Origin of the sequence: Streptomyces caelestis, from assembly GCF_001279005.1 — a bacterium.
Lineage (GTDB): Bacteria > Actinomycetota > Actinomycetes > Streptomycetales > Streptomycetaceae > Streptomyces > Streptomyces heliomycini.
Window position 1 is genome coordinate 86,600 of sequence record NZ_LGCN01000001.1, and the last position, 26,279, is coordinate 112,878.

Here is a 26,279-nt window from a genome sequence, read left to right on the forward strand (position 1 = left end):
ACCCGCCCGCCCGTCGGCTGGACGGGTGCAGCGGCCGACTTCGACGCCGGCCTGCTCGCACGAACGGCGTTCGCGGTCGTCTTGGCGATCAGCTCCGGCGTCGAAGACGTGCGGATGGTGTGCAGCACCACCGCGGCTGGGGAGCCATCGCGGGTTGAGGCTCTGCAGGTGCTTCCGCAGACCCCGATCCGCCACCTCTCCGCACGGTGGGCCGACAGCTCGCCGGCTCGGGCCGAGGTCGGCGGGCTCCCGCGCCTTCAGCAGCTGATCGACTCCAGTGCGCTTCCGACGTTTCACTTGTTGGCCGCCGGGCAGACCCCACCCCCGGCGCTGTCTCCACTCGCCTGCTCGGTCCGTGTCACTCCGGCGCGCTGGGAGTGGACCCTCAGCGCTCTGCCCAGTGCCGCCGACGAAGACAGGCTGTGGGCACTCGCCAGACTGGTCGAATCCGTATTGCATTCTCTGGCTGCTGCACCGAACCTGACCGTGGCGCAGGCCGCGGAGCAGGCCGAGCCGCTGGGCTTCGAGATCCAGGTCCTGGGTGGTGCCGGCCTCGCTGACGTGACCACTGCGCTTCAGGGTTGGGGGTACGCGGTCGGGCTGCCCGTGAGGGTGCACCGCGTCGAGACCGAGCAGACGCAGGCGTCCGGGCCAGCTGGGGGATGGGTCCGGCCGACGGCGTGCAGAGCCAACCTCGTCGTCCTTGAGCAGGGCCTCGGTAGCCTCCCGCAGCCGAGGTCCGAGGACGCCCCGGGAGGTGAGGACGCGCTGGGGGCCGACCTGGGAGTGCTGCCGGACGGCCGCGCGATCGCGCAGACGAACGCGAACGAGACGCGTGAGCTCTACGACGAGATCGTCGTCCGCAACCAGTACCTACGACACGGCGTACAGCTCTGCGACGGCGACACCGTCGTCGATGTTGGGGCCAACATCGGGATGTTCGCACTGTTCGCCGCCGCGCAGGCGAGCAAGGTCACGATCCACGCTTTCGAGCCGGTCCCCGTCGTGGCCCGCGCCCTGCAGACGAACATGAGCCTGTACGGGATCAGCGGCACGGTGAGCTGCGCTGCCGCCGGAGCGAGCGCAGGCGTCCGCGCGCTCACCTTCTACCCGCAGTCGTCGCTGCAATCCGGCTTCTACGCCGACGCCGAGGGCGACCAGCACATCGTGGGGGAGTACGCGCGCCACCAAGCCGACGCACTTCCCGGACTCCCCGCCGAGCTGCGAGCGGCCGCCGCCGATGCTCTCGCGCCGACAGCCCGCGCACGTACGGCCGAGCGGCAGGAGCTCCAGGTTCCGGTGATCCGCCTGTCGGACTGGATCCGCGACAACGCTGTGCGCCGCATTGACCTCCTGAAGGTCGACGCCGAGCGCGCAGAGGAGGACGTCCTCGCCGGGCTCGACGACGAACATTGGCCCCTGATCGGTCAGGTCGTCGCCGAGGTCCACGACCGGGACGGACGGATGGACAGGCTCCGGACCCTCCTTCAACGCTGGGGCTTCGAGACGGTCGTCGAGCAGGACGCGCTGTTCGCCGGATCGGAGATCTACATGCTGTACGGTCTGCGGCCCGGTGCCTCGCGCCCCGAAGCGCCGTGGATGGAGCGCCAGATCGCGGCCGCCGAACGCTGGGCCCAGACCTCAGCCCTGCCGCTGTACGTGACCGCTCGTCCCGGCGCGATGCCCGCCGAGACGCGGATCGCCCGTCAGGCCGTCGCAGCCCGCGCCCTGACCTGGGTCGAGCCGCCACCCCTCCCGCCAGCCGACGTCGCTGCCGAGAGGCCGCGTGTGGTGCTGGCGTGGGCAGAGAGGGTGCTGCGACGGATGACCTCCGTGCATCGGCCGGTGGTCAAGGCCGTGGTCGTGGACGGTGACAACACACTGTGGGGCGGAGTGTGCGGCGAAATAGGACCCGAGAACGTGGAAACGGGCGGCCCCTACCGGCTGGTGCAGGAGGCGCTGCGCGCGCAGCTGGAGGCAGGGCGGGTGCTGTGCCTGTGCTCGCGCAACAACCCGGCCGACGTGGAAGCGGTGTTCGCCACTCACCCGGACATGCCGCTCAGCCTGCAGGACTTCACGGTGGTGCGAGCGGGCTGGTGCCCGAAGTCCGTCGCCGTCGGTGAGATCGCCGAGGAGCTCGGCTTTGCGGTGGAGTCGCTGGTCTTCGTCGACGACAGCGCGGCCGAGCGGGCCGAGGTGGCCATCGCGCACCCGGGAGTCACAGTCGTCGACCTGCCCGCCGAGGCTGAGGAGTTCACCGCCGCCCTGCGCGGTACGTGGCAGCTGGCGTTGGAGGGCACCGGGACCGCGGAGGACCGTGCGCGGACGGCCCTGATCGCAGGGGAGGCCCGGCGCCGGAGGACTGCGGCGCAGGCGGCGACGACGGCCGAGTACCTGGAGCAGCTGGACCTCCGTGTGGAGGTGTCCGAGGCGACGGACGACGAGGTGGAGCGGATCGCGCAGCTCGCGGCCCGCACCACCCAGTTCAACCTGGCGCTGCGCGTCCACACGCCGGGTACGGTCCGTCAGGTGCTCGCGTCCGCCGGGGTGGCGTTGTCGGTCCGGGTGCGCGACCGCTTCGGTGACTACGGGCTGGTCGGCTTCGCCTCGGCCGATGCCGACGGCCGGGTGCTGCGGGTGAGGGACTTCTTCGTCAGCTGCCGCGCCCTGGGTCGCAACGTCGAGTGGTGCGTCCTGCGGGAGCTGGCCGGGCGGGCCGGGCCTCTCGGCCTGGACGGCATCGCTCTCACCAGCACGCCGGGCCCGCGCAACCGGCCCGCCCTGGAGTTCGCGGACGCTGCCCGGACCCGGTTCAACCTCTCGGATGCGCTCGATCTGGTGGATGCTTCGGCGGCCGCGAGCTTGGACTGGCGGCTCCTCACTTCGCCGCAGACCGCCGCCGCGGCCCCGATCGCCAGTCAGTGCCCGCCCACCAGGGTTCCGTCGCGGGTGCGCTGGCCCGTCTCGCAGCAGGCCGCCGCGCGGGCCGCTGAGGCCTACCGGCGCCCCGGCGAGACGACGTCCACCACCCCCTACGTCGCGCCGCAGACCGAGACGGAGCGCCGGATCGCTGCGGTGTGGGAGGAGGCGCTCGAGGTCGCGCCGATCGGCGTCCACGACGACCTTTTCATGTTGGGTTGCGACTCGCTGACCGCCGCGGTGATCTGCGCGCGCCTTCGCCAACACGGAGTGGAGCTGGCGGTCCACGAGCTTCTGGCGCATCCGACCGTCCGCGGGGCGGCCCGGCAGGCGGGCGCGGAGCTGCGGCCGGCCATCGAGCTGCCGGCGGACGCGGAGGCCGGGCCGGCGTCGCTCGGGCAGCAGCGCGTCTGGGCGGCGGAGGCGATCGGCGGGCGCGGAAACGCTCAGGTCATCCCCCTGGCGTACCGGATCGCCGGCCCGCTCGATCTCGGCCGGCTCCGCTCGGCGCTGGAGGGGTTCGTCGCCCGGCACCCGGCCCTGCGCACTGTGCTGGTCGACGGCGGCGGGGCGCTGGTGCAGCGCCGGCTGACCGCCGGTGAGGGGGTCGGCATCGAGGTTCACGAGGTGTCGAGCCTGCCGGAGACCGAGCGTCCCGGCCGGGCGGATCTGCTGGCGCGCCGGTTCTTCTCGGCGAGGTTCGACATCGGCCGGGACGTGATGCTGCGCGCGGCCGTGCTGCGGTTGGGCCCGGACGACCATGTGCTGCTGCTGATGCTGCACCACAGCGCGGGCGACGGTTGGTCCGTCGACATCCTCCAGCGCGACCTGGGCGCCCTGTACGCGGACCCCAAGGCCCTGGCCGGCGTGCCGGTCGGTGCGACGTTTGCCCAGTACAGCGCCGCGGCCGTTCGGCGGCGTGAGAGCGGCGCGTTCGACCAGGGCGCGGCCGCCGTCCGCGCCGCGCTCGACCGGGCGTCCGCCCGCCCCTGGAGCACGCCCTCCGGTCTGCCCTTCGAGCCCCGCCACCTTCGCTTCGCACTGGACTCCGATCTTCTGGCTTCGTTGCGGGCGGCGGCGCGAAGCCGGTCTGTCACCCCGGTCGCGGTCCACCTCGCTGCCTGGCAGCTTCTGCTCGCGGTCGCGGCCGACACGGATGCGGTGGTGACAGGCTGCGCGGTCGCGGGCCGTAACGAGGAGGTGTTCGCCGACACGGTCGGCTTCTTCGCCAACCTCGTGCCCGTCCCTGTCCACTTCGACTGGTCCGCCACCGCAGGCGGGTTCCTCAGTACGGCAGTTGCCGCCGTGGCTGAGGCGCTGACCTACGCCGAGGTGCCCTACGGGCTGGTCGCCGACGGTGCCGGGGCGGTCTTCGACACGCTCTTCACCCTGCAGCCACCCGCCACGCACCCGCTGCGCTTCGACGGCTGCGCCATCACGGGCAGCGAACCGGCCCTGTGGCCGGTGCCGTACCCGCTGATGCTCGACGTCCAGGAACACGCCGACGGCGCCAGCGCGCTGCTGCGGTTCGACGCCCGCGCCCGTCACCCCGTGGATCCGCCGTGGCTGGCCGAGGCGTACCCGCTCGTCCTGGCCGCGCTCTGCACCCTGCCCGAACTGCCCCTGCAGCGACTGCGGGATCTCCTGCGGCCCGGTACCGCCACTGTGCACGACCTGGTCCGTGACCGATTGGCCAACCTGCGAGAGGACGGCGAACCCCGGTGACCACCACGAGCCCCCGACCCGCCACCGCCACCACCGTGTGGCAGATCGACGCCACCGACGGCCCGACCGTCGCACCGGCCGCACCGCAGCACCTCCACCTGGCCTCCCACCCCGAGGCCGCCTTCACGGCCCCGATACTCGAACTGCGGCTGACCGGACCGCTGGACGCCGACCGGCTCCGCGCGGCCGCCGAGCACACCGTGCGCGAGCACCCCGCGCTGCGCCGTCGCCTCGACGCGACCGCCGCCGACGGGGCGCAGCCGCTGGTCCGGCTCGTCCGCCTCGCCTCCGGCAGCCACACCCTCTGCCTGAGCCCGGCGCTCGGCTCGATGGACACCACCGGCCTCCTGCGCGCCGCCTCGGCCGTCGCCGCCGGCTACCGGACCAAGGCCGCGGCCGGGGCGAGCGGTCCGGACCCGCAGACCGTCGACGCCTTCCTCACCGGCCTGCTCACCGACCCAGGAGCCGCCGCCGGCCGCGAGCACTGGCAGACCCGCCGGCTGGACACGACGGCCGAGGACCTGGCCCGCGCCCTGGTAATGCGCACCGCCACGCCCGGCCCGCGCCTGCACCTTCCCGTGCCGCTGGACGATGCTGCCGGAGACCGGCTCGTCCGCCTCGCCCGGGACCTCGATGTCGACGTGGACGACGTCGTGGTGACGGCGTGGCGGCTGCTGCTGAACCGGATCGCGCCCGGCGAGGACGGGGCCCTGGGCCTGTTCACCCCCGGACCGGTGGAGCAGCTGCCGGACACGATCGGTCTGCTGGGCCGCTGCGTCCCCGTGCCGATACGCCCGCAGACCGCCGACACGCTCGCAGATACCGTCCGCGGCTGCCACCGCGAGAACGTGCTCGCCGCCCAGTTCGGCGACTTCTTCACCCACACGCAGCCGGGCGGCGAGTTCACCGTCGGATTCCGGCACGTGGATGCATCCCCGCTGGACTTCGGACCGGGCCTGGACGTCGCCGTCGAAGCGCTGCGGGCCGCGACCGACAGCATCCGCCTCGACCTGCACTCCCTGCACGTCGGCAGCCGGCTCCGCCTCACCGTGGACGCGGATCGCGCCGCCGTCACCGAGGAAAGCGCCCGCCGCCTGGCCGACTGGCTGGGCGCCCTGTGCACCGGCCTGCCGGAGCACATCGACGCCCCGGCCGAGGCCGCGGTCGCACGGATCCTGGACCCGCTCACCTCTGAGAGCCGCCTGCACGGCGCCGACCAGGCCGATTCCGGCACCGCGGCGCCCACCACGCTAGTGGAAGCGTTCGACGCCCAGGCGGCGCGCACCCCGGCCGCCTGCGCCGCCCGCGACGACGATCACGAGGTCACCTACCGAGAACTGCACGCCGCCAGCGCCGCGTTCGCCCGAACGCTGGCCGACCGGGGCGTGGCCGCCGGGGACCGGGTGGCCGTGTGCATGAGCCGCCGGGTGCCACTGCTGGCCGTGCTGCTGGCCGTCGCCCGCCGCGGCGCCGCGTTCGTGCCGATCGACCCAGCCCTCCCGGCCGGCCGGGTGACCGACCTGCTCGCCGACGCCGACCCGCGACTGCTCGTCACGGACCAGCACCGCCCCGACCTCCCGCCGGGCGGCCGCACGCCCGTCCTGCGCATCGACGCGCTACCACCCGGCACCCCGGCGGCCGGACCGGAGCCGGTCGAGGCAGGGCCGGAGACGGACGTGTACGTGATCTACACCTCCGGCTCGACCGGCCGCCCCAAGGGCGTCCCCATCACCCATGCGGCGCTGATGAACTACCTCCGCTGGGCCTCACGCCACTACGGCACCTCGGACGGCAGCGGCACCCTGGCCCACTCGTCGATCAGCGTCGACATGACCATCACCAGCCTGTTCCTGCCGCTACTGACAGGCCAGGCCGTCACCCTGCTGCCCTCCGACGAGCCCACGGACCTGGCCACAGCCCTCACCCGGACCCGCGACCTGAGCCCGCTGAAGATCACCCCCGGCGGCCTGCGCCTGCTCACCACCTTCCTGACCGGCGCCCAGATCACCGCAGCCACCCGGCACCTGGTCGTCGGCGGCGAACAGCTGACGGCCGCCACCCTGAACCTCCTGGACGCACCCGGCCTGCTCGTCACCAACGAGTACGGACCCACCGAGGCCACCGTCGGCTGCTGCGCCCACACCCTGCGCCTGGGCGAGCACCCGGCGGCCGGCCCGGTGCCCATCGGCACACCGATCCACAACACGACGATCGAACTGCGCACGCCGGACGGCCGGCTCGCCCTCCCCGGCACCGCCGGGGAACTCGTCGTCACCGGGCCCGGTATCGCGGCCGGCTACCTGGACCGGCCCGTCGAGACCGACGCCCGCTTCACCACCGACCCGCACACCGGCACCCGCTCCTACCGGACCGGCGACCTCGCCCTCCTCGGTCCCGACGGGCAGCTGGTGATGCTCGGCCGCAGAGACGACCAGCTCAAGATCCACGGCTACCGCATCGAACCCGGCGAGATCGAAGCCGTCCTGACCGGCCACCCCGACATCACAGCGGCCGCCGTCACCACCACCGGCGGCACACCGGTGCTCGCCGCGTTCCTCGTCCCCGCCCCCGGCGCCGACCCGGCCGCCCTTCCCGAGGCTGCAGCTGCGCTCGCGGCCGACCGACTGCCGTTCTACGCCCGCCCCGACCGGTACGAGGTCCTCGACCGGCTGCCGCTGCGCGGCAACGGCAAGATCGACCGCCGGGAGCTGGCCGAACACCCCGCGCCCGCCACCGGGGAGGAGGCGCTGGACGCGGCCGACCCGCAGCTCGCCGTGGTCGCCGCGCTGTGGAGCGAGGTCCTCTCCACGCCGCCGACCAGCCCGGACGCCAACTTCTTCGCCGAAGGCGGCGACTCCATTAAGGCGGTCCTGCTGGCCGGCCGGGCGCAGCGGGCGGGCCTGGAGCTGACCGTGCACGACATCCTTCAGCGCCGGACCCTGCGCCGGATCGCGGCCGCCGCGCGCCCGGCCGGCGTGCGGGACGCGGTAGAGCCCGGGCCTGTGCCGCTGACGCCCCACCAGGCCGGGTTCCTCGCGCACGCCGCCCCCCGACCCGAGCGGTGGACTGTGCGGTGGAGCGCTAACGCTCCCGCCCCGGTCGACACCGGGCGCCTGGAGCGGGCACTCGCCGCGACCGTCGCCGGGCATGAGGCGCTGTGGACGTCGTTCACGCACACGGGCGGCCGGTGGACGGGCCGGTTGGGCGAACCCGGCCCGGTGCCCGTGCACGTCCTCGACCTGGACGGCGTCCCGGCCGCCGAGCGGGAGCAGGCCGTGGCCACAGCCCTGGAGCGCGTGGAGGACGGGTTCGACCTCGCCGGCCGGCTGGTGGGCCTGTGCCTGATCCGTGCCGCCGGACAGGGGGAGAGCGTCGTGTGGATCGTCCACCACCTGGTCGCCGACGTCGTCTCCCTGCAGAGCCTGAACCAGGAGCTCTGGCACGCCTACGCGCACCCGGCCCAGCTGGTACAGCGGCGCGGGGACGGGTACGGGGTGTGGCTGCGGGACCAGGACGGACGGCCCGCGACGCTCTTCCCCACCTGGCTAGGGTCCGGCGGGCCGACCGCGTGCCGTACCGCCGTCTCGCGGCTGGGCGCGGGCGCCCGCCGGGCCCTGGCCGATGCGCAGCAGGACGCACCGCGATGGGTTCTCGCCGTGCTGGGGGCCGGGTTGCTGGGTGCGCTCGCCGAGGTGCGCCCGGACCTGCCGCCCGCGCTGTGCGCCGAGCTCCATGGCCGTGACCGTCCCGGGCTCGACCTGGCGGCCGCGGTGGGCTGGCTCACCGACCTCCGGCCGCTGCGAGCCGAGCAGCATGTGCTGGGCGACCCGTCGGCGCTGGCCGCCGCCCTGCACCGCCGGATCGAGGAGCCCCAGGATTGGACGGGGGCGCTGCCGCCGGTGGCGCTGAACTACCTGGGCGACCTTCCGGCCGGCTGCGGCCCCGACCTTCCGGACGCCGCCGCGAACCCGCTGTTCGGCCTGGAGGCCGTGGTGTGGACCGGACCGGAGGCAGTCGAGGTCAGGTGGCGCTTCGACGAGGCGTTCATCCCGGCCCCCACCGTCCAACGCCTCGCTGACGCCTTCGCCCGCCGCGCGGCCGCCACGCTCACCATCCGCCCGCAGACCGCCACCGGGCCCGCCGGACTCTCGGCCGCCGACCTGAGCCGGATCACCGCCACGTTCGAGGGATGACGATCATGACCGACCGCACGATCGCCGCAGTCCACCCCGCCACCCCCGTGCAGCAGGGCTTCCTTCTCGGCACGCTCGCCTCCCCCGAGGACGCCCTCTTCGTCGAGCAGGCTGTTCTCCCCCTGGCCGGGCCGCTGGAGGTACCCCGTCTGGAGCGCGCACTTGCGGGGATGATCGCCAGCCACGAGATCCTGCGGACCGGCCTCGCCTGGAACCTGGCCGCCGATCCGCAGCAAGTCGTCCTCACCCGGAGCGAGAGCGCGATCGGCGTCGTGGACAGCCGCCGTCACGCCACCGGCCGCCAGCAGGCCGACCTGGAAGAACTGCTGCGCACCGAGCGGGCCGAGCCGTTCGACCTGACGCGGCCGCCGCTGCTGCGCCTGGCCGTGCAGCACCTCGACGGTGAGCGGCACCACCTGGTGTGGACCCACCACCACGGCGTGCTGGACGGCTGGTCGCACCTCGCGCTCGTCGACGAATTCCTGCAGCGATACGCCGGGGACGCCCCGGCCGAGCGGGCGCGGTTCGGCGCGTACGCGCGCTGGCTCGCCGCCCAGGACCGCGGCCGACAGCGGGCGTACTGGGCGGGGCGCCTGGCCGGATACCAGCCGCTGCCCGCGGTCGCCGAGCACTCGCTGCTCCCGGACCAGGAGCGGCACGGACAGCATCACCTCGACGTGAACGCGGCCACCTCCGGGGCCCTGGACAGCTTCGCCCGCGCGCACGGCACCACGGCGGCGGCCGTGCTGATCTCCTGCTGGGGCCTGGTCGCCGCCCGGCAGCGCGGCCGCGACGACATCGCCATCGGAGTCACCCTCTCGGGGCGCACGGCCGCCTTCCCCGGCGCCGCCGACCTGATTGGGCCCGTCGCGACGACCGTGCCGATCCGGCTGCCCGCCCCGGCAGGGGACGCCGGCCGCTGGGTGAGCGCCATCCAGGACCTGCTCGCCGAGGCGGAGGCGAACAGTGCCTGCTCCACCGCCGACCTGTACGCCTGGGCCGGGCTCGCGCCGGGCGGCGCCCTGTACGACAGCGTGGTGTCGATCGCCAACTACCCGCACACCGGCGACCGCGGCCCCCGGCCCGGCCTGGTGCTGGAGACGGCCGGGATCCGGTCCGAGGGCGGACGCACCCGCCACCCGCTCGCCCTGGTCGTCGAGACCTTCGACGGACTGCGGCTGCGCCTGGTCAACGACCGCACCCGCATCGGTGACGACGACGCCCGCACCGTGCTGCACACCCTGCACACGATGCTGCACCGGCTGGCCGACGAGGCGACGGTTCCGGTCACCGACCTGACCGCGGCCACCGGCGACCTCACCCCCTACCAGCCCCGCCGGCCCCAGACGGGCGCCCTCCCGGCGTCCGGCCGGACGGCCGACGACAGCGACCCGCTGGTGCGGGTGCTGACCGACGCGTTCGCCGATGTCCTCGGCCAGCCGGTCGGCGCCGGCGACAACTTCCTCGCAGCGGGCGGGCACTCGCTGCTGGCGCTGAGGCTCGCGGCCCGGTTACGGACCGCGCTCAGCGTCGATCTCACCCTCGGCGACCTCCTCACCAGTGGCACCCCCAGGGCGCTGGCCACCCGGGTGCGCCACCTCCTCACCGCCGAGACCACCGCGCCCGATCCGCTACCGCCGCTCACCCCCGCCCCGTCCGACGGCACCGGGGAGCCGTTCGCGCTGACCGGCATCCAGCAGGCCTACTGGACCGGGCGCAGCGCGGACTTCGACCTCGGCGGAGTCGACTCCCACCTCTACACCGAGGCCGACCTTCCCGAGGCCGACCTGGAGCGGCTGACCGCCGTGTGGCGGGCCCTGATCGACCGGCACCCGATGCTGCGCGCCGTCACCACCCCCGACGGCCGCCAGCAGATCCTCACCGACGTGGCGCCCTACCGGATCCACACCACGGATCTGCGCGCAGACGCCGACCCCGAGACGCAGCTCGCCCAGGTGCGTGAGCGCCTGTCCCATGCTCGCCGCGACACCGGCACCTGGCCGCTGTTCACCATCGAGGCGGCCCTACTGCCCGGCGGGGCCACCCGGCTGTTCCTCAGCTTCGATCTCCTCATCGGCGACGCGCTGAGCTGGCAGATCCTCTACCGCGAGGCCCGCGCCCTCTACGAGGACCCGGACGCCGAACTTCCCGTGCTCGAGCTGACCTTCGCCGACTACGTGGTTCACCTGCCCGCCCTGGCCACCGGCCCGCGCTTCGAACGCGACCGCGCCTACTGGCGGGCGAAGCTCCCGGCCCTGCCCGCACCGCCCACGCTGCCGCTCCTGCCCGAGCCTGCGGACACCGCCGAAGGGTCGCGGCCGCGGTTCTCCCGGTTGCATCTGCGCCTGCCCGCCGACGACCTCGCCGCGCTGCGCCGGGTTGCCGCCGCGCACGGCGCGACCCTGTCCGCGCTGCTGATGGCCGTCTTCGCCGAGACGCTGGGACGGTTCACCAACAGCAGCACCTTCCTGCTCAACACCACCGTCTACAACCGGCCCGACGTCCATCCGCAGATCAACCAGATCGTCGGCGACTTCACTTCCACCGTCCTGACCGGCATCGACCTGGGTGCGCCGACGTTCGGCCAGCGGCTGCGTGCGCTGCAGCGCCGGCTGTGGGCCGACCTCGACCACGCCCGCTACAGCGGAGTCGATGTCCTGCGGGACCTGCGGGAGGCCCGGGACCGGACCGCGGCGGCCGCGCCCGTCGTGTTCACCAGCACCCTCGACCTGGAGGTGCCCGGTGCCGAGCCGGCCACCCCGTTCCCCGGCACCATCGGGTTCGGGATCGGTCAGACCCCGCAGGTCCTGGTCGACTACCAGACCTACCAGGCCGCCGGCCACCTCGTGATCAACCTCGACACCGTCGAAGCCCGCATGCCCGACGGCCTGGTCCAGGCGATGCTCGACGACCACGCCGCTCAGCTGCGCACCCTGATCAACGACCCCGGCGCCGCCGAGCGCCCCCGCCTCAGCGCTTCCGCTCCGGCACCCGAGCTCGCCGAGCCGCTCGGCGGCGGCCGACTCCTGCACGAGCCGTTCATCGCGCAGGCCCGCCGGCACCCGCGGCGCACCGCGATCGTCTGCGACGGCGAGCGCACCACCTACGGCGAACTCGCCGACGCGGCCCGGCAGATCGCCGACCAGGTCACCGCCGCCGGGCCCGCCGGCGAACTCGTCGCCGTGCTGTGCCGCCCCGGCCGCGAGCAGGCCGCCGCCACGCTGGGCGTCCTGCTCGCCGGATACGCCTACGTTCCCCTGGACCCCGCCTGGCCCACCGAACGCCTCCACGACCTCCTGGCCGCCACCGGTGCCACGGTCGTCGTCACCGAGCAGGAGACCCAGGCCCGCACCCGCCTGCCCGCCGGCCTGACCGTCCTCCTCACCGACGACCCCACCCCCGCCAGCGAAACGGCGGTGGGCCGGGCGCAGCGCAGCCGAACGGCCGGGGACCTCGCGTACGTGATCTACACCTCGGGCTCCACCGGCCGGCCCAAGGGCGTCATGATCTCCCACCAGGGAGCGCTCAACACGGTTCTCGACGTCAACGAGCGCTTCGCCATCGGTGCGACGGACGCGGTGCTGGCGGTGTCCCCATCCACGTTCGACCTCGCCGTCTGGGACCTGTTCGGCACCCTCGCGGCCGGTGCCACCCTGGTGGTGCCCACCCGCGACCAGCGCCAGGACCCTGCCGCCTGGACCGCCCTGGCCCGCGCCGAGCACGTCACCGTGTGGAACTCGGTGCCGGTGCTGATGGACCTGCTCCTGGACAGCCTGCCCCCCGGCGACACGATGCTGGAGAGCCTGCGGGTGTGCCTGCTCAGCGGCGACTGGATCCCCCTGAACCTGCCCGGGCGGCTGCGCGAGCGCGCCCCGAAGTGCCGGATCGTCAGCCTCGGCGGCGCCACCGAGGGCTCGATCTGGTCGATCCTCCACGAGATCGGCGACCTCGACCCGGCCTGGTCGAGCATCCCGTACGGCACCGCGATGACCGGGCAGAGCGTCCAGGTCCTCGACGACCAGCTGCTGCCGTGTCCCGCACACGTCCCCGGACAGCTGTACATCGGCGGCCACGGCACCGCGCTGGGCTACTGGCGGGATCCGGAGCTGACCGCGGCCGCGTTCGTCTTCGACGGCCGCACCGGCCGCAGGCTCTACCGCACCGGTGACTGGGGCCGGCTGCGCCCCGACGGCACCCTGGAGTTCCTCGGCCGCCGCGACGACCAGGTCAAGATCCGCGGCTACCGCGTCGAGCTGCGCGAGGTCGAGACGGCGCTGTGTGCGGTGCCCGGCGTCGAGCAGGCCGCCGTCGTCGCCACCGGCGAGCGCACCAACCGGCGCCTGGCCGCCTTCGCCGTCACCGCCCGCCCCCTGGACGCGGTGCGCGCCGACCTCGCCCGCCGCCTGCCCGCCCACATGCTCCCGGCCGCGCTCACCATCCTGCCCGCACTGCCGCTGAGCGCCACCAGCAAGGTCGACCGCGGCGCGCTGGAACGCCTCGCCGCAGACCCCGGCCACCGGTCACCGCAGCCCGCCACCGGGACCGCCCGCCACGACACCGGCCTGGAGAAGGAGCTGCGGGCGGCGCTGGCCGCAATCGTGCCCGGACGGCCCGGCTTGGACCAGGACCTGCTCGCCCTCGGGATCACCTCCGTCGACGTGATCCGGCTGGCCAACACCGTCGAACAGCACACCGGCGGGCGCCCCGACCTGAAAGCCTTCTACGCCGCCCCGACCCTGCGCACCCTCCTCCAGCACAACTCCGCGGCCCCCGACGACTCGGTGCCGGCCGCGCCGGGCGTGTGGTCCGGCCAGCCGCAACTGACCGATCCCGCCGAGCGGGCCGCCTTCCGCGCCGCCCGGCCCGCCCACGGCCCGGCCCCCGCCTCCCGCACCCTGCCCGAACGGGCGCCCGGCCACCTGGACGTGCGGGCGCGGCGCCGCACCCCGCGCACCTTCGACCCCCACCCGGTCACCCTGGCGGCGCTCGCCGACCTGCTGGACAGCCTGCGCCGCACCCATGCCGGCGGCCGGCCCGCCTTCCTCTACCCCTCAGCCGGCGGCCTGTACGCTGTCCAGGCCCATCTCCACGTGCGGCCCGGCCGCGTCCAGGGCCTGCCCGGCGGCCTGTACGGCTACCACCCCGACGCCCATGACCTCACCCCGCACGCCCCGGACATCGACCTCGACCCCGGCATCCACCTCGGCCCGGCCAACCGACCCCTGGCGGGCACCGCGGCCTTCAGCATCTTCCTGGCGACCGACCCCGCCGACTCCGCCCCCCTGTACGGATGCGACGCCGAACCCCTCGCCCTGCTGAACGCCGGCTACATCGGCCAACTGCTGTGCCACACCGCCACCGGAGCGGGCCTCGCTCTGGCCCCGGTGCACGGCCTCGACTTCGACCGCATCCGATGGCTGCTGCCCGGCGGCGAACGCCTCGTACTGCTGCACACCCTCCTCGGAGGCATCCCCGCCCACGAGGGAGAGCACGCATGACCGCGACCACCGCCGCCGGCGAGCCCTCGGCCGTCACCGACATCGCGCCGCTCTCGCCCGGCCAGGAGCGCCTGTTCGACGCCGAGTTCGTCCTGCCCGACGGCTCCTGGCCCACTCCGGGCACGCCGACCCGGCTGCGCCCGATCGACAGCGGCGCCATCCGCATCGACGGTCCCCTGGACGTCGCCGCACTCCGGCGCGCCGTCACCGCGCTCGTGGCCCGGCAGTCCGCGCTGCGCACCACCTTCCGCCGGCGGCCCGATGGCGCGCCCGTCCAGCTCGTTACCAACCGCGCCCCGGACCCGATGAGCCTCGGGGCGCTCGACCTCGCGGCCGGGCAGCAGTTCCCCACGGCCGAGGAACTGCTGCGCCACGCTCCGGCCCGGCTGGTCGACCCCCGCCACGACCTGCTCTTCCGCGTCCACCTGCTGCGCCTGGACCAGGAGCGGCACGTCCTCCTGCTGCAGGTCCACCACGCCGTCAGCGACGGCTGGTCCATCGGCGTCCTCTACCGCGACCTGTCCGAGCTCTACAACGCCGCCCGGGCCGGGCGGGACGCGGACCTGCCCGCCATCCCCCGCAGCTTCGCCGCCCACAGCCGGCAGATGTGCGCCGAGCGCGGCGGCCCCGAGGAGCAGCGCCAGCTCGCCTACTGGCGCCGCCGACTCGCCCCGCCGCTGCCTGGCCACCGGGCCGAGCCGCAGGCCGACGGCCTGAGCCCGGTGGACGTCGAACCGGTCCTCGTGCCGGCCGACCTCGTCCGGAGCCTGCGCGAGACCGCGGCCACCAGCGCGCAGCGCGGGGGCGTGGCCGGACCGTTCCTCGCCGCCCTCGCCTTGGTCCTGCACCGCGTCGACGGCGAGCGGGACGTGCGGATCGGCATGATGATCTCCAATCGGGCCCGGCCCGGAGCCGAGCACCTGATCGGCTACTTCGTGAACACCGCCGTGATCCGACTGCACGTCGACCCGACGATGACCGCCGGGGATCTGGTGGCGCAGGCGAACACCGCCGTCACCGAGGCCATCGAGCACCAGGCCCTGCCCATCCAGGACCTCTACCAGAACCTCTGCGACACCGGCGCCCTCGGGCCGGGCCCGCTGTACCGGGTGACGCTCGCGCTCAACACGATGCGCACCACCTCGCTCACCCTGGACGGCCTGCACTGCCAGGACATCGACTTGGAGCGGGTCGGCCCACGCCGCGCGCCGACCAGCATCGAGCAGCGCTGGGTCCTGGACGAGCACGCCGGCCATCTTGCCGGAACGCTGACCTGGCGCACCGACACCGCCACCCGGCCCGCCATCGCGGCCACGCTCACCGGCCTCGACCAGGCGCTGCGCGCCGTCACCCACCCCCGCACCACCCTTGCTGACATCACCGCCACCCTGCCTACGCCCCGGCCGGAGGCCCGGTGAGCACCGCCGCGGCAGGGGAGCCGCTCTCCGAGCTGGACGCCGCCGAGCTGCTCGACGCGTATGGCCTGACGTTGCGCCGGGCACGACCGCTGCCGGGCGGTATGGAGAACGCCCACATCAAGGCGCAGACGGCCACCGGCACGGTCGTGGTGACCGTGCTGAACAAGAAGTCGCCAGCGCAGGCCGAGGAGTACGCCCGCTTCCTGCGTCATCTGGAGCTCACCGGCGCCCCGGCACCGCGGCTGCGGCCGCTGCGCGCCGGCGGCTGGGTCACCCGGCACGGCGGTCGGCCGGTCATCGTGTGCGACTTCGTCGACGGGCGCAGCCCCGCCCGGCTACCGGTCCGCCTGGTCCACGAGGCCGGGCTCCTCCTCGGGCGGGTGCACCGCACTGCGGCGGCCGGCTTCGACAGTGCGCTGCCCCCGCATCTGCGGCTGCACGACGCCGACGCCGACACCCTGGCCACGCTGCCCGATGGGGCGTTCGCCCAGTGGGCGCGCTCCACTTGGCACGCCGTCGGCCACGTCACCGAGCACGATGCCCCTCGCGTCCCGGTCCACGGCGACCTGTTCCCGGACAACATCGTCGTCCGCGGCGGCCGGGGCCTGATCTTCCTCGACTGGGAGGACGGCTCGCTGGACCTGCCCCACTTGGACGTGGGGATGGCGTTGCTCGGCCTGTGCGGCCGACGCGGATTCTCCCCGAGACGCGCCCGCCACCTGCTGAGCGGCTATCAGCAGGGCAGCGCAGCCGAGCTGAACGGCGCTCTGGTGCGCGATGCGGCCCTGTACTCGGCCGTGCTCGTCGCGCTGCGCCGCCACCGCTGGCAGCGGGAGCACCGCCGCCTGCCCGCCGGACGCTCAGCCGCCGCCATGCACCACCTCGCGAACTCCCTGTCCGACCGCTGGCCGCACCCTCAGCCGTAGGCCAGCCACCTGTGAGCCGCGCGCCCCGGCCGGGTGTGCCCCGATCCTGCAGAGAGCAGACCGCCATGCCCCGTGATCTTGTCCTGGTCGTCGTCCCGCCGAACTCCAACACCGTCATCACCGGCCGGCTGCTGACCGTCACCCGCCCCGAGGAGCACTCCGACTGGTCGGACTTCCTGTGCCTGGGCGCACTGTCCCTCGTCTCCTCGCTGGCGACGAACCCCGCCCTGGAGCCGGTCTACATCGACGGCACGATCACGCCGCTGGACGACATCCTGGAGTGCATCACCGCCCACGCCGACCGGATCCTGGCGGTCTGCCTGGGCATGCTGACCGCGAACTACGAGGCCGGCGTCCTGATCGCCCGGCACGCCAAGGACACCGACGCCCGAATCACCACCGTGGCGGGCAACGACCACTTCAGCTCCCTGCCCACGGTGTGCATGAACGCGTCCCCCAGCCTGGACTACGGCTTCGTCGGCAACGAGGTCGTGGGGCCCTTCACCGACCTGATCGGCGCCCTGCGGGCTGAGGCGCCGATCGACCCGCCGGCGTTCCCGGGTCTGGTGTACCGCGCCGACGGCCTCGTCCACACCACCCCTACGCGGGCCGAGCCGGTGTTCTCCGGCTACGACTACACCCTGGTGGACCGGGTCTTCCCCCAGACGCCGCTGTACACCAGGCAGTTCGGCCACCGGATCGCCCCGCGCATCCACGAACTGCTCGGACGAACCGTCACGGCCGGCATGCCGGTCGACATCGGCCGCGGCTGCGTGAAGTTCGCCGCCGACGACGCCTGCTCCTTCTGCTCGATCCACCCCGGGCAGCTGTGGCGCAACCAGCTCACCCCTGCCCAGGCGTGGGCCGCCATCGAGGCCGCCTGGAACGCCGGCTACGACTACCACTACCTGACCGCCGACGAACTGCCCCTGACGTTCGCCCAACTGCTGACCGGCATGGCCGCGGACACCCCCGCCTGGTGGTCCGCCCTCAGCGAGAACGAGCGGCCCCTCCTGGTCGGGTACGGCCGCGCCGACGGAATCGCCGACCCCCGCAAGACCGCGCTGCTCACCTCCCTCGGAGTGCGCCAGATCATGATCGGAATGGACGCCGGCGCCGCGACATCCCTCGCCGCGATGAACAAGCCGGTCGGCGGCCGCCGCCGCAACGTCCTCGCGGAGGCCGAGAAGCTGTACGAACTCAACTCGCAGGCGATCACGGTCGCCCGCGACCACGGCATGCTGATCCGCGCCGGCTTCGTCGTCGGCCACATCGGCATGACCCGGGCCCTGCTGACCGAGAACCTCGAGCGGATCCTGGCCCTGATCACCGAAGGCGGCAAGCACGGCGTGTTCTCGGCGATCGACGCGGAGGTGCTCTCCCCGCAGCCCGGCGCCCGCGACTACACCTACCTCACCACCCCCGACGCCGCCCGGCAGGCTGCCGCGAAGCTCGGCCTCACGGTCGCCGACGACGCCACCCTCGCTGCGGTCTCGGCCCGCTGGGCACACCAAGACGTGGTGATGCCGGAGGACGCGATGCGGGACTACACCCTCGCGCTGATGCCCGAGATCACCTTCGACGACCTCGCCCAGGCCCGTGCCACGATCCGCTCCCACGCCAAGGCGTGCGGCGTGGTCATCGGCGAATGAACCCGACCGCCCCCGCCGGGAAGGAGACGTCGTGCACCTGACCCCCGCCGAGCAGGGCCGGCTGCTGCTGTACACGGCCACCCTGCTGGCCCGCGAGCGCCACCAGCGTGGCGTGAAGCTCAACGTGCCCGAGGCGACCGCGCTCATCGCCCACGCCGCGTGCGAGGCCGCCCGGGACGGCGGCCGGCTCGAGGACGCGGTCGCCGCCGGGCGCGCGGCCCTCACCGCCGCGGACGTGCTGCCCGAGGTGCCGGGCATCCTCACCGAGATCCAGGTCGAGGCCGTCTTCCCCGACGGCTCCAAGCTCATCGTCATCACCCACCCCCTCGGGCCGCCCGCCAACCCGGCCCATGCCCCCGGCGCCGTCCTTCCCGCCGACCATCCGCCGCCCGAGCTGGCCGACATCATGCGGATCGAGGTCACCAACACCGCAGGGGTGCCGGTCACCGTCACCTCGCACTTCCACTTCTTCGAGGCCAACCGCGCCCTGGCCTTCGACCGCCGCGCCGCCTACGGCCGCCACCTCGCCCTGCCCGTCGGCACCAGCACCCGCTTCGAACCCGGCACCACCCAGCAGGTCGCGCTGACCCCGATCGGCGGCGCCCGAATCGTCATCGGCTTCGCCGGTCTGGTGGACGGCCCGCTGGACGCCCCCGGCGCCCGCGAGACCGCGCTCACCCGCGCCCACGTCGCCGGCTACCTCGACACCGGCCCCACCACCGACCAGGAAGGCGACCTGTGAGCAGCCACCTCACCTACGCGCAGCAGCACGGCCCCACCACCGGCGACCGCGTCCACCTGGCCGACACCGGCCTGACCCTGCGCGTCGAAGCCGACGCCCAACGCTCGGGCGACGAGTTCCTGACCGGCTACGCCAAGACCGGCCGCGACGGCATCCACTACCAGGCCCGCCTCACCGACCGGACCTGCGATCTGATCGTCAGCAACGTCCTGCTCGTCGACCCCGTCCTCGGCATCCGCAAGGCCTCGATCGGCATCAAGGACGGACGCATCGCCGCCGTCGGCCGCGCCGGCAACCCCGACACCCTGGAGGGCGTCGACGTCCTCGCGGGCACCGGCACCACCGTCATCCCCGGCGAAGGCCTCATCGCCACCCCCGGCATCGTCGACACCCACGTCCACCTCTGCTCCCCAGGCATCATGCGCGCCGCCCTCGCCTCCGGGGTCACCACAATCGTCTCCCAGAACTTCGGCCCGACCTGGGGCTGCGGCATCACCAGCCCCGCCGAACTGCGCCACGCCCTGCGCGCCTTCGACGCCTTCCCCGTCAACATCGCCCTGCTGGCCCGCGGCTCCTCCTCCCACCCGGACCCGCTGCTACGCGCCCTGGAGCAGGGCGGCGCCTCCGGGTTCAAAGTCCACGAGGACATGGGCGCCCACGCCCGCGCCCTGGACACCGCCCTGACCGTCGCCGACGACCACGACGTCCAGGTCGCGCTGCACAGCGACACCCTCAACGAGGCCATGTTCGTCCAGGACACCCTCGCGGTCATCGGCGGCCGCACCCTGCACGCCTTCCACGTCGAGGGCTGCGGCGGCGGCCACGCCCCGAACGTCCTGCATCTGGCCGGCCTGGCGAACATCATCGGGTCCTCCACCAACCCGAGCCTGCCCTACACCCGCGACACCGCCGCCGAGCACCTGAACATGATCGCCACCGTCCACCGGCTCGACCCGGACGACCCCGACTGCCGGCGGATGGCCCACGACCGGATCCGCACCAGCACGCTCGGCGCCGAGGACGTCCTCCATGACCTCGGGGTCATCCCCATCACCTCCTCCGACTCCCAGGCCATGGGCCGCATCGGAGAGACCGTCCGCCGCACCTTCGCCATCGCCGCCAAGATGCGCGCCCTAGACCCCGAACCGCGCGGCGACGACAACGAACGCGTCCTGCGCTACATCGCCAAGCTCACCATCAACCCGGCCATCGCCCACGGCATGGCCCACGAGGTCGGCGCGCTCACCCCCGGCCGCCTCGCGGACATCGTGCTGTGGAACCCCGCCTACTTCGGTGCCAAGCCGCAACTCGTCCTCAAGGCCGGCTACCCCGCCTGGGGCGCCACCGGCGACCCCAACGCCTCCACCGAGACGAGCCAGCCCCTCGTCCTCGGGCCGCAGGTCGGCGCGTACGGCGCGACCGCAGCCGACCTGTCTGTCGCCTTCGTCAGCCGGTCCGCGCACGACAGCGGCACCGACACCCTGCCGACCCAGCGCCGCCGGGTCGCCGTCCGCGACACCCGCACGATCGGCCTGGCCGACATGAACCGCAACGACCGACTCAGTGACGTCCGCGTCCACCCGGACACCGGACGGGTCACCCTCGACGGCAATCCCATCAACTCCCCGCCCGCCCAGGCCACCGCCCTCAGCCAGCTCTACTTCCTGTAACCCAGGCCCGAGACATCCCAGGAGCGCCCGCATGTCCCTCACCAGCCCAGCCCGCGACCTCCTCGACCGCAGCCACGCGACGATCCCCCTGCCCGCCGAAGACGCCGAGGTCCTCGCGGACCTGCGCACCCACGCAGCGCGGTTCTTCACCCAGGACGAGGAGACCAAGCTCCGGCACGGCAGCAGCGACTTCAACTTCGGCTACCGGCCCTACGGGCGCCAGTACTCCGTCAGCCCCGAACGGCCCGACATGAACAGCTCGTTCACCTACTGGGCGAACGACCCGGCCAAGGTCCCCGGGCACGAGGCCGACACCGTCGCACCGTTCCTCAAGGCCATGGCCAGGTACTGGCGGGTCGCCGCCCACGCTGCCGACCAGGTGCTGGCCGGCCTGGCGGCCCACTACGGCTACCACGACGACCTGCAATTCCGCACCTCGTCCTACCTGGAGATCAACTGGTACCTCCGCGAACCCGAGCGAGACCTCCTTCAGGACCGCCACGAGGACGGCCACCTGTTCACCCTCGCCACCTCCGACGGCCCCGGACTGGAGATCGAGACCGACGGAGAGATGAAGCAGGCGACCGTCGGAGACGGCCGCCTGCTCGTCATGCCCGGCAGCGTGCTCACCGCGATGACCGCCGGCCACATCCCGCCGCTCTACCACCAGGTCCGCAACCACCAGCTGCAGCGGCGCATCACCACACTCTTCCTGGTCAACCCCAGGCTGGACCGGAACATCGCCCCCTACGCCACGGCAGGGGGCGAAGCCGTGGACGTCGCGGCACTGGCACGGACCAGCGGCTCGATGTTCGGGCTGCCCCCGGCACCGGTCCTGGCCCCGCCCACCGTCTGAAGCGCGACAGGGCCGGCTCAGGCCAGGGCGTCCTCGAACACCGACCGGTTCGATGCGGTGAAAGCGAACTCGCGGCGGCTCCACTCGATCCGGGAGGCCAGCACTTCGGGCTCGGCGGGCGCGGTGTCGGGAGAGGCCATCAGCTCCGCCCAGAACCGGGCGTTGCGCGCCTGCCGCTCGAGGATGGCGTCGACCACCGCACCGCGTTCCGGGCCCTGGAGGCCGTAGGCGTCGGCGAGGATCTTCACCTGCTCCGCCTGCCGCTCCACCGGGACGGTGCACTTGGACGCGATGCACCACGTCCACGCGGCATAGCCGAGGTCTTCCAGGGGTGAGCCGGGCGCCGCGGTGTCGAAATCGATCCACGCGGTGGGCAGCCCATCGACGAAAACGGCATTGTTCGGGGCGGCATCGTGATGACACACCACGGGCGAGCGGCCGGCCAGCTCGCTACCACGAGTGGCGTCGTGCATGGCCCTCAGCAGCGCTCCGGCCGCCGCCACCTGACCGTCCTCCCACACCTGGAAACGCGCCGGAACCTCACCGGGGAGAAAACTCAGAATGTCCATCCCGTCGGCCTGTCCGAGATATTTCGGAGCGCCGTCGAATCCTTGCTGTTCGAAAACCTTCAGAAGGGTGGCGACGAATTCCGAGGAATCCGATACCGGCCTGCGCACGGAATCATCGACCTTAACGACGCCGTCGGTCATCCTTCCGCCGGAAAGCGGGACCGCACCACCAGGCGCATCAGTCATTTAAGCCGCTCCCATACCTAGATCCCGAATCGGCCCATGGGTCTACAAGCAGCACATATCTACGCTAGGACACCAGGGCTCGCCTTGCGACCCAAGCGATGTTATACGAGCCACGCTGCGCAACGGTCCCGGGGTGCCCAACTCGCCTTGTCGCGTGTAGAGTCCGGCATTCTCAAGATCGAATTCAATGCATCCGGCGTCGCAATTGATCAAAGCGCACCAGTGTGGCCTGCGGCGATGCTCAGAGCGGATGTGGGCGAGACGGCGTTCACGCCGTGGGCCGCGTAGCGAACGTCACCCGAACGGATGACGAGGCGTCGACGCGCGGCTGCGCCCGCGATCCGGTGGATCGCGGGCGCAGCCGCGCGGGCCTGGTTAGGCGAGCAGGTTGGAGCGGAGGGCGTCCAGGTCGGCCTCCGTGATCCCGTGGGGTGCCAGGTAGGCGGGGATGGAGCCGAACCCGGTCAGAATCGTGTCCATCGCCGAGGCCAGCAGGGCCTCGCTGACCGGGTGCGAGTAGCGGGTGACCCCCGCCTCGTCCAGGAAGGACGTCGGTCCAGCCGTCAGCTCCAGCTCGACGTTGGACCGCACATAGTCCCCGACGACCTGGTCCCACGGGGCCCCCAGTAGCGACTGGACCACGGCCACCGCGAAACCTGTGCGGTCCTTGCCCACGGCGCACTGCACGACCGCCGGCAGCGCGGTCGGCTCGGCCAGCCGCTTGACCAGCGCCGCGATCGCCGCAGCCCCGTAGGTGGCCATGAAGGGGTACAGGGCGGCCGGGTCCACGGGCCACGGCTTGCCGTCGAAGCCCGTGAAGTCGGTGAAGCCCATCGCCTTCAGGGCATCCAAATCAGGCAACGCCGGAATCGGAACCCATTCGATGTCGAGCCCGTGCGTCTGCCCGGGCCAGACGTCGCTTTCGACACCGCTGCGCAAGTCGATCACCGTGCGAACGCCCAGTTCTCTTAGGCGCCCGGCCCCAACGTCGGTCAGCCGGTTCAGAGAACCGGATCGGTAGAGAATTCCAGAACGCATAGGGGAAATGCATGCATCCCGGAAGTTGCGCACGTTCGGTACGTCCGGCAGGTGGTTCCGTGCCGTACGGAGGTGACTGGCCGACCTTGTTCCACTGTCAGGCTTTGCCATGGGAAAAGAGTAGGGCCCACGCGGCCTTTTCGTTCCTCTATTGCAGGAAAATAACTCAATTACTTGCTGTGGCTGAAAGACGTCGTCCGCGTCCCGGATGAGGGTTGGATGCGGTCGGCTGATCGGCACAGTCAGCGCCTGGTGTACGTGATCTCTGATGATTGGCCGGGCGGCTCGCTTCGGCGTGTAGTCGGCCAGCGGTTTGCCGCAGCCGGCGACGGGAACAGCCGCCACTCGCGACTCGGCCATCAGGACAATCCGACCGATGGTGTTCGAGAGGTTCGCTCTCGACACGGCTCTTCAAGACTGTCAGCTGGCTCAGTTCCAGGTGCCGCAACCCCGTCTCAGTCGGGTGCCGGGGCAGGGGCGAGGGTGATGTGCATCCACGGCACGGCGTGCTCACGGAAGGAGTGGCCCAGTGGTTCGATGCCGTTCTGGTCGGCAAGGCTGAACCCGGTGACCATGACCATGTCGGAGTCATCGGCGATGGACACGAGCTGCGATCCACAGTCGGGGCAGAAGCCTCGTCGTAGGGTCGGGTAGGTCGCATACCACTTAGGCTCACCCCCGGGGCCGGTCCAGATCAGAGAGTCCAGAGGGAAGCCCACCCACAGCACCGCGGGCCCGCCGGAGATCCGCGTCTCATGGACACATGAACACAAATGCGGATCATCTGGGACGCCGGTGACCTGGTAGGAGATCCGGCCGCACTGGCAGTGTCCCGTTCGAACCGGCGGTGGAGCATCCATTGCGGCTCTCGTGACCGGCAGGGATCGAGCGGCCACAGGGGGCGTGCCCAAGGCAGGTGATGTGTTGTTCATACGAGTCCTTGCTTCGAGATGGGCCGGGGGTCTACGAGGTGGTGAGGTCGGTGGCGTCCGGCAGTTCGGTGAGGGGCTGCCGCGCGGCACGGGGGATCCCGAGCCGCGCTCGGGCCTGGTGGACGGCGGCGAGCTGGTCGGCTGCCGGGAGTCCCCAGTCGAAGAGCTCCGAGGCTTGCTCGGGTGTGGCTAGGACCCGGATGTGGGTGCGTCCGGTGGCCGGGTCGACGGAGGGCGGGCCGAGGCGGGTGAGGGGCGCGGCGTAGCGGAGGCGGGCGTACGGCTTGTCGGGGTCGCAGAGGTGGCCGAGGAGTAGGGAGGCGCCGAACTCGGCTGCGGCTTCCTCGCGTACCTCCCGGCGCAGTGTGGCGAGAGGTTCGCCGCGGTCCGGGAGTTCGGGGGCGCCGCCCGGCAGAAGGGCCGCGCCGGTGTCCGGTTCCAGAAGCACCAGGACGCGGCCGTCGGGTCCGAGGAGCCAGCCCCAGACCTGGACCACCGAGAGCTGCTCCGGGGCGGGGCCGATGTAGAAGGGCAGGTGGTGCCGGGCGCGGGCGGTGCGAAGGGCGCCGGCCCGGTCCAGGACGGTGGGGGCGATCGGGAGGCCGTTCTCCAGCAGGGAGGGCCCGGCGGCGTTGATGCGGGCGCGCAGGGCGGACAGGGCCCGGCGGGCGTCGCCGGGGGCCATCAGGTCCGGTAGCCGGGCGGGTTCGACGAACTCGATGGACGTGATCTCTCGGTCGGGCAGCCGGATGGCGGCGATCTGCTCATTGTCCCAGGTCCCGCCGTCGTAGACGTGCAGGATCTCGCCGGGAAAGCGCATGCTGGCAGGCGCGTCGAGGCTGTCGGCGCTGACCCAGTCCACCGCGAGCCCTCGGTCGACGGTCGTAGTGACGCCGAGTTCCTCGCGCACTTCCCGCCCGGCGCCCTGCGCGGGGGGCTCGTTCTCGTCGACGCCGCCGCCCGGCAGGAGGCAGGTCGTGCGGTAGTCGACGTGCTGCACCAGGATGCGGCCGCGTTCGTCTGTGATCAGCACGGACGTTCCCACCCATAGGGCGGCCGCGGCGCGTAAGGCGCCGTACTCCTCGTCGGTCATCGTCGTGCTGGGCGGCGTGTCAGGGGAGGGCGTGACGGTCATCTCGTCTCCGATCGTGCGGGGGGACCGCGTGGACGGCGGTCGGTCAGGCGATGAGCCGGTGAGGGTCACCCGGCGCGGGGCCGGGGGTGAGCCGGGTGAAGGACTCGGTGCGGATGATCTCGTCGCGTTCTGCTTCGGGCAGGCGCGCGAGCAGGCCGGGCAGGGGCCGCTCGCGGGCGGCTTCGCTGCGGTGCGCGAGGATCGCCTCCATCTTCGCCGCGGCCCACGGGGAGACGTCGACGGTCGTGGTCACGTACGCCTCCGGCACCGCGAGGAGCGTCTTCCCGACGCTCTGCAGGAGCGGGCCGAGCCGGCCGACGCCGGATTGCGGGTGCGTGGCCGCGTACAGGGCTGCCGGCTGCCAGGGCTCGCCGGCGTGGGGATACAGGTGCGGCAGGCCGGCGGCCTCGACGGCGAGGAGGGTGATCTGGTGGGCGCGCCGGTGGTCCGGGTGCCCGGTGAGTTGGCCCAGGGCGTCGTGGCCGACGATGATGTCGGGCCGGACCTCGCGGATGTGTGTAACCAAGCGGCCGACGGCTTCGTCGAGGGGTGCGTCGACGAGGCGTACGGCGCCTTCGGGTGCCGAGGCGGGGGTGCGGGCGTCGGCGTAGCCGAGCAGGCGCGGGGCTTCGGTGCCCAAGACGTTCAGGGCGTGGGCGAGTTCGGGGGCTCGGTGGCTTGTTGGGGCCCAGGTGGCGGTGACGACGCAGGTGCGGGCGCCGGCGGCCTGGTGCTGTGCGAGCACACCGCCGGCCAGCAGACTCTCGTCGTCGGGGTGCGCGAATACCCCCATCAGCGACGGCAACGGCGGCTTGTTCAT

At 72.9% G+C, this 26,279-nt stretch carries 14 protein-coding genes; 9 read left to right on the top strand and 5 right to left on the bottom strand.

Going from position 1 to position 26,279, the window contains the following annotated elements; genetic code table 11:
- Nucleotides 1-486 precede the first annotated feature (486 nt).
- The 9 genes from ADK41_RS00430 to ADK41_RS00470 all read left to right on the top strand — a co-directional run bounded on the left by ADK41_RS00430 (nt 487) and on the right by ADK41_RS00470 (nt 21,599).
- On the top strand, nt 487-4,644 hold the full coding sequence (locus ADK41_RS00430) for an FkbM family methyltransferase (protein WP_051842893.1): 4,158 nt from the start codon (nt 487-489) through the stop codon (nt 4,642-4,644).
- On the top strand, nt 4,641-8,837 hold the full coding sequence (locus tag ADK41_RS00435) for a non-ribosomal peptide synthetase (RefSeq protein WP_030819631.1): 4,197 nt from the start codon (nt 4,641-4,643) through the stop codon (nt 8,835-8,837). The genes ADK41_RS00430 and ADK41_RS00435 overlap by 4 nt, the downstream gene beginning before the upstream one ends.
- A 5-nt stretch (nt 8,838-8,842) precedes the next feature.
- Nucleotides 8,843-14,335, top strand: coding sequence for a non-ribosomal peptide synthetase (locus tag ADK41_RS00440; protein ID WP_158717629.1), 5,493 nt, complete (start codon nt 8,843-8,845; stop codon nt 14,333-14,335).
- Entirely contained in the window at nt 14,332-15,753 is a 1,422-nt protein-coding gene (locus tag ADK41_RS00445) for a condensation domain-containing protein (RefSeq protein ID WP_030819627.1), read from the top strand. The genes ADK41_RS00440 and ADK41_RS00445 overlap by 4 nt, the downstream gene beginning before the upstream one ends.
- The gene (locus ADK41_RS00450) at nt 15,750-16,679 is read left to right on the top strand and encodes a phosphotransferase enzyme family protein (RefSeq protein WP_030819624.1); all 930 of its coding nucleotides are present in this window, start codon (nt 15,750-15,752) and stop codon (nt 16,677-16,679) included. The genes ADK41_RS00445 and ADK41_RS00450 overlap by 4 nt, the downstream gene beginning before the upstream one ends.
- A gap of 65 nt (nt 16,680-16,744) precedes the next feature.
- Complete coding sequence (locus ADK41_RS00455) at nt 16,745-18,331, top strand: hypothetical protein (protein WP_030819622.1); 1,587 nt, start codon at nt 16,745-16,747, stop codon at nt 18,329-18,331.
- A gap of 31 nt (nt 18,332-18,362) precedes the next feature.
- The gene (ureA, locus tag ADK41_RS00460; protein ID WP_030819619.1) at nt 18,363-19,073 is read left to right on the top strand and encodes an urease subunit gamma; all 711 of its coding nucleotides are present in this window, start codon (nt 18,363-18,365) and stop codon (nt 19,071-19,073) included.
- On the top strand, nt 19,070-20,743 hold the full coding sequence (locus tag ADK41_RS00465) for an urease subunit alpha (RefSeq protein WP_030819617.1): 1,674 nt from the start codon (nt 19,070-19,072) through the stop codon (nt 20,741-20,743). The genes ureA and ADK41_RS00465 overlap by 4 nt, the downstream gene beginning before the upstream one ends.
- Nucleotides 20,744-20,774: 31 nt before the next feature.
- A complete protein-coding gene (locus ADK41_RS00470) occupies nt 20,775-21,599 on the top strand; it encodes an isopenicillin N synthase family oxygenase (RefSeq protein WP_030819614.1) in 825 nt (274 codons plus the stop codon).
- 17 nt (nt 21,600-21,616) lie between these two features.
- Here ADK41_RS00470 and ADK41_RS00475 read toward each other — a convergent pair whose 3' ends face one another.
- From ADK41_RS00475 to ADK41_RS00495, 5 genes are all read right to left on the bottom strand, one after another.
- A complete protein-coding gene (locus tag ADK41_RS00475; RefSeq protein ID WP_234318560.1) occupies nt 21,617-22,309 on the bottom strand; it encodes a phosphotransferase family protein in 693 nt (230 codons plus the stop codon).
- A 420-nt stretch (nt 22,310-22,729) separates the two neighbouring features.
- Nucleotides 22,730-23,752 carry a tyrosine-protein phosphatase gene (locus ADK41_RS38265; protein ID WP_348538580.1) on the bottom strand — a complete coding sequence of 341 codons (1,023 nt, stop codon included), beginning with the start codon at nt 23,750-23,752 and terminating at the stop codon, nt 22,730-22,732.
- 95 nt (nt 23,753-23,847) lie between these two features.
- Entirely contained in the window at nt 23,848-24,324 is a 477-nt protein-coding gene (locus ADK41_RS00485; protein ID WP_348538581.1) for a GFA family protein, read from the bottom strand.
- Nucleotides 24,325-24,355: 31 nt separating this feature from the next.
- A complete protein-coding gene (locus ADK41_RS43825; protein WP_030819605.1) occupies nt 24,356-25,459 on the bottom strand; it encodes an NUDIX hydrolase in 1,104 nt (367 codons plus the stop codon).
- A 43-nt stretch (nt 25,460-25,502) separates the two neighbouring features.
- On the bottom strand, nt 25,503-26,279 hold the full coding sequence (locus ADK41_RS00495) for a PIG-L deacetylase family protein (protein ID WP_030819603.1): 777 nt from the start codon (nt 26,277-26,279) through the stop codon (nt 25,503-25,505).

Coding starts and splice junctions, on each gene's coding strand:
- ADK41_RS00440 (WP_158717629.1), top strand. CDS start 8,843: ATGACCGACCGCACGATCGCCGCAGTCCACCCCGCCACCCCCGTGCAG.
- ADK41_RS00495 (WP_030819603.1), bottom strand. CDS start 26,279: ATGAACAAGCCGCCGTTGCCGTCGCTGATGGGGGTATTCGCGCACCCC.
- ADK41_RS43825 (WP_030819605.1), bottom strand. CDS start 25,459: ATGACCGTCACGCCCTCCCCTGACACGCCGCCCAGCACGACGATGACC.
- ADK41_RS00485 (WP_348538581.1), bottom strand. CDS start 24,324: ATGAACAACACATCACCTGCCTTGGGCACGCCCCCTGTGGCCGCTCGA.
- ADK41_RS00455 (WP_030819622.1), top strand. CDS start 16,745: ATGCCCCGTGATCTTGTCCTGGTCGTCGTCCCGCCGAACTCCAACACC.
- ADK41_RS00445 (WP_030819627.1), top strand. CDS start 14,332: ATGACCGCGACCACCGCCGCCGGCGAGCCCTCGGCCGTCACCGACATC.
- ADK41_RS00475 (WP_234318560.1), bottom strand. CDS start 22,309: ATGACCGACGGCGTCGTTAAGGTCGATGATTCCGTGCGCAGGCCGGTA.
- ADK41_RS00470 (WP_030819614.1), top strand. CDS start 20,775: ATGTCCCTCACCAGCCCAGCCCGCGACCTCCTCGACCGCAGCCACGCG.
- ADK41_RS38265 (WP_348538580.1), bottom strand. CDS start 23,752: ATGGCCGAGTCGCGAGTGGCGGCTGTTCCCGTCGCCGGCTGCGGCAAA.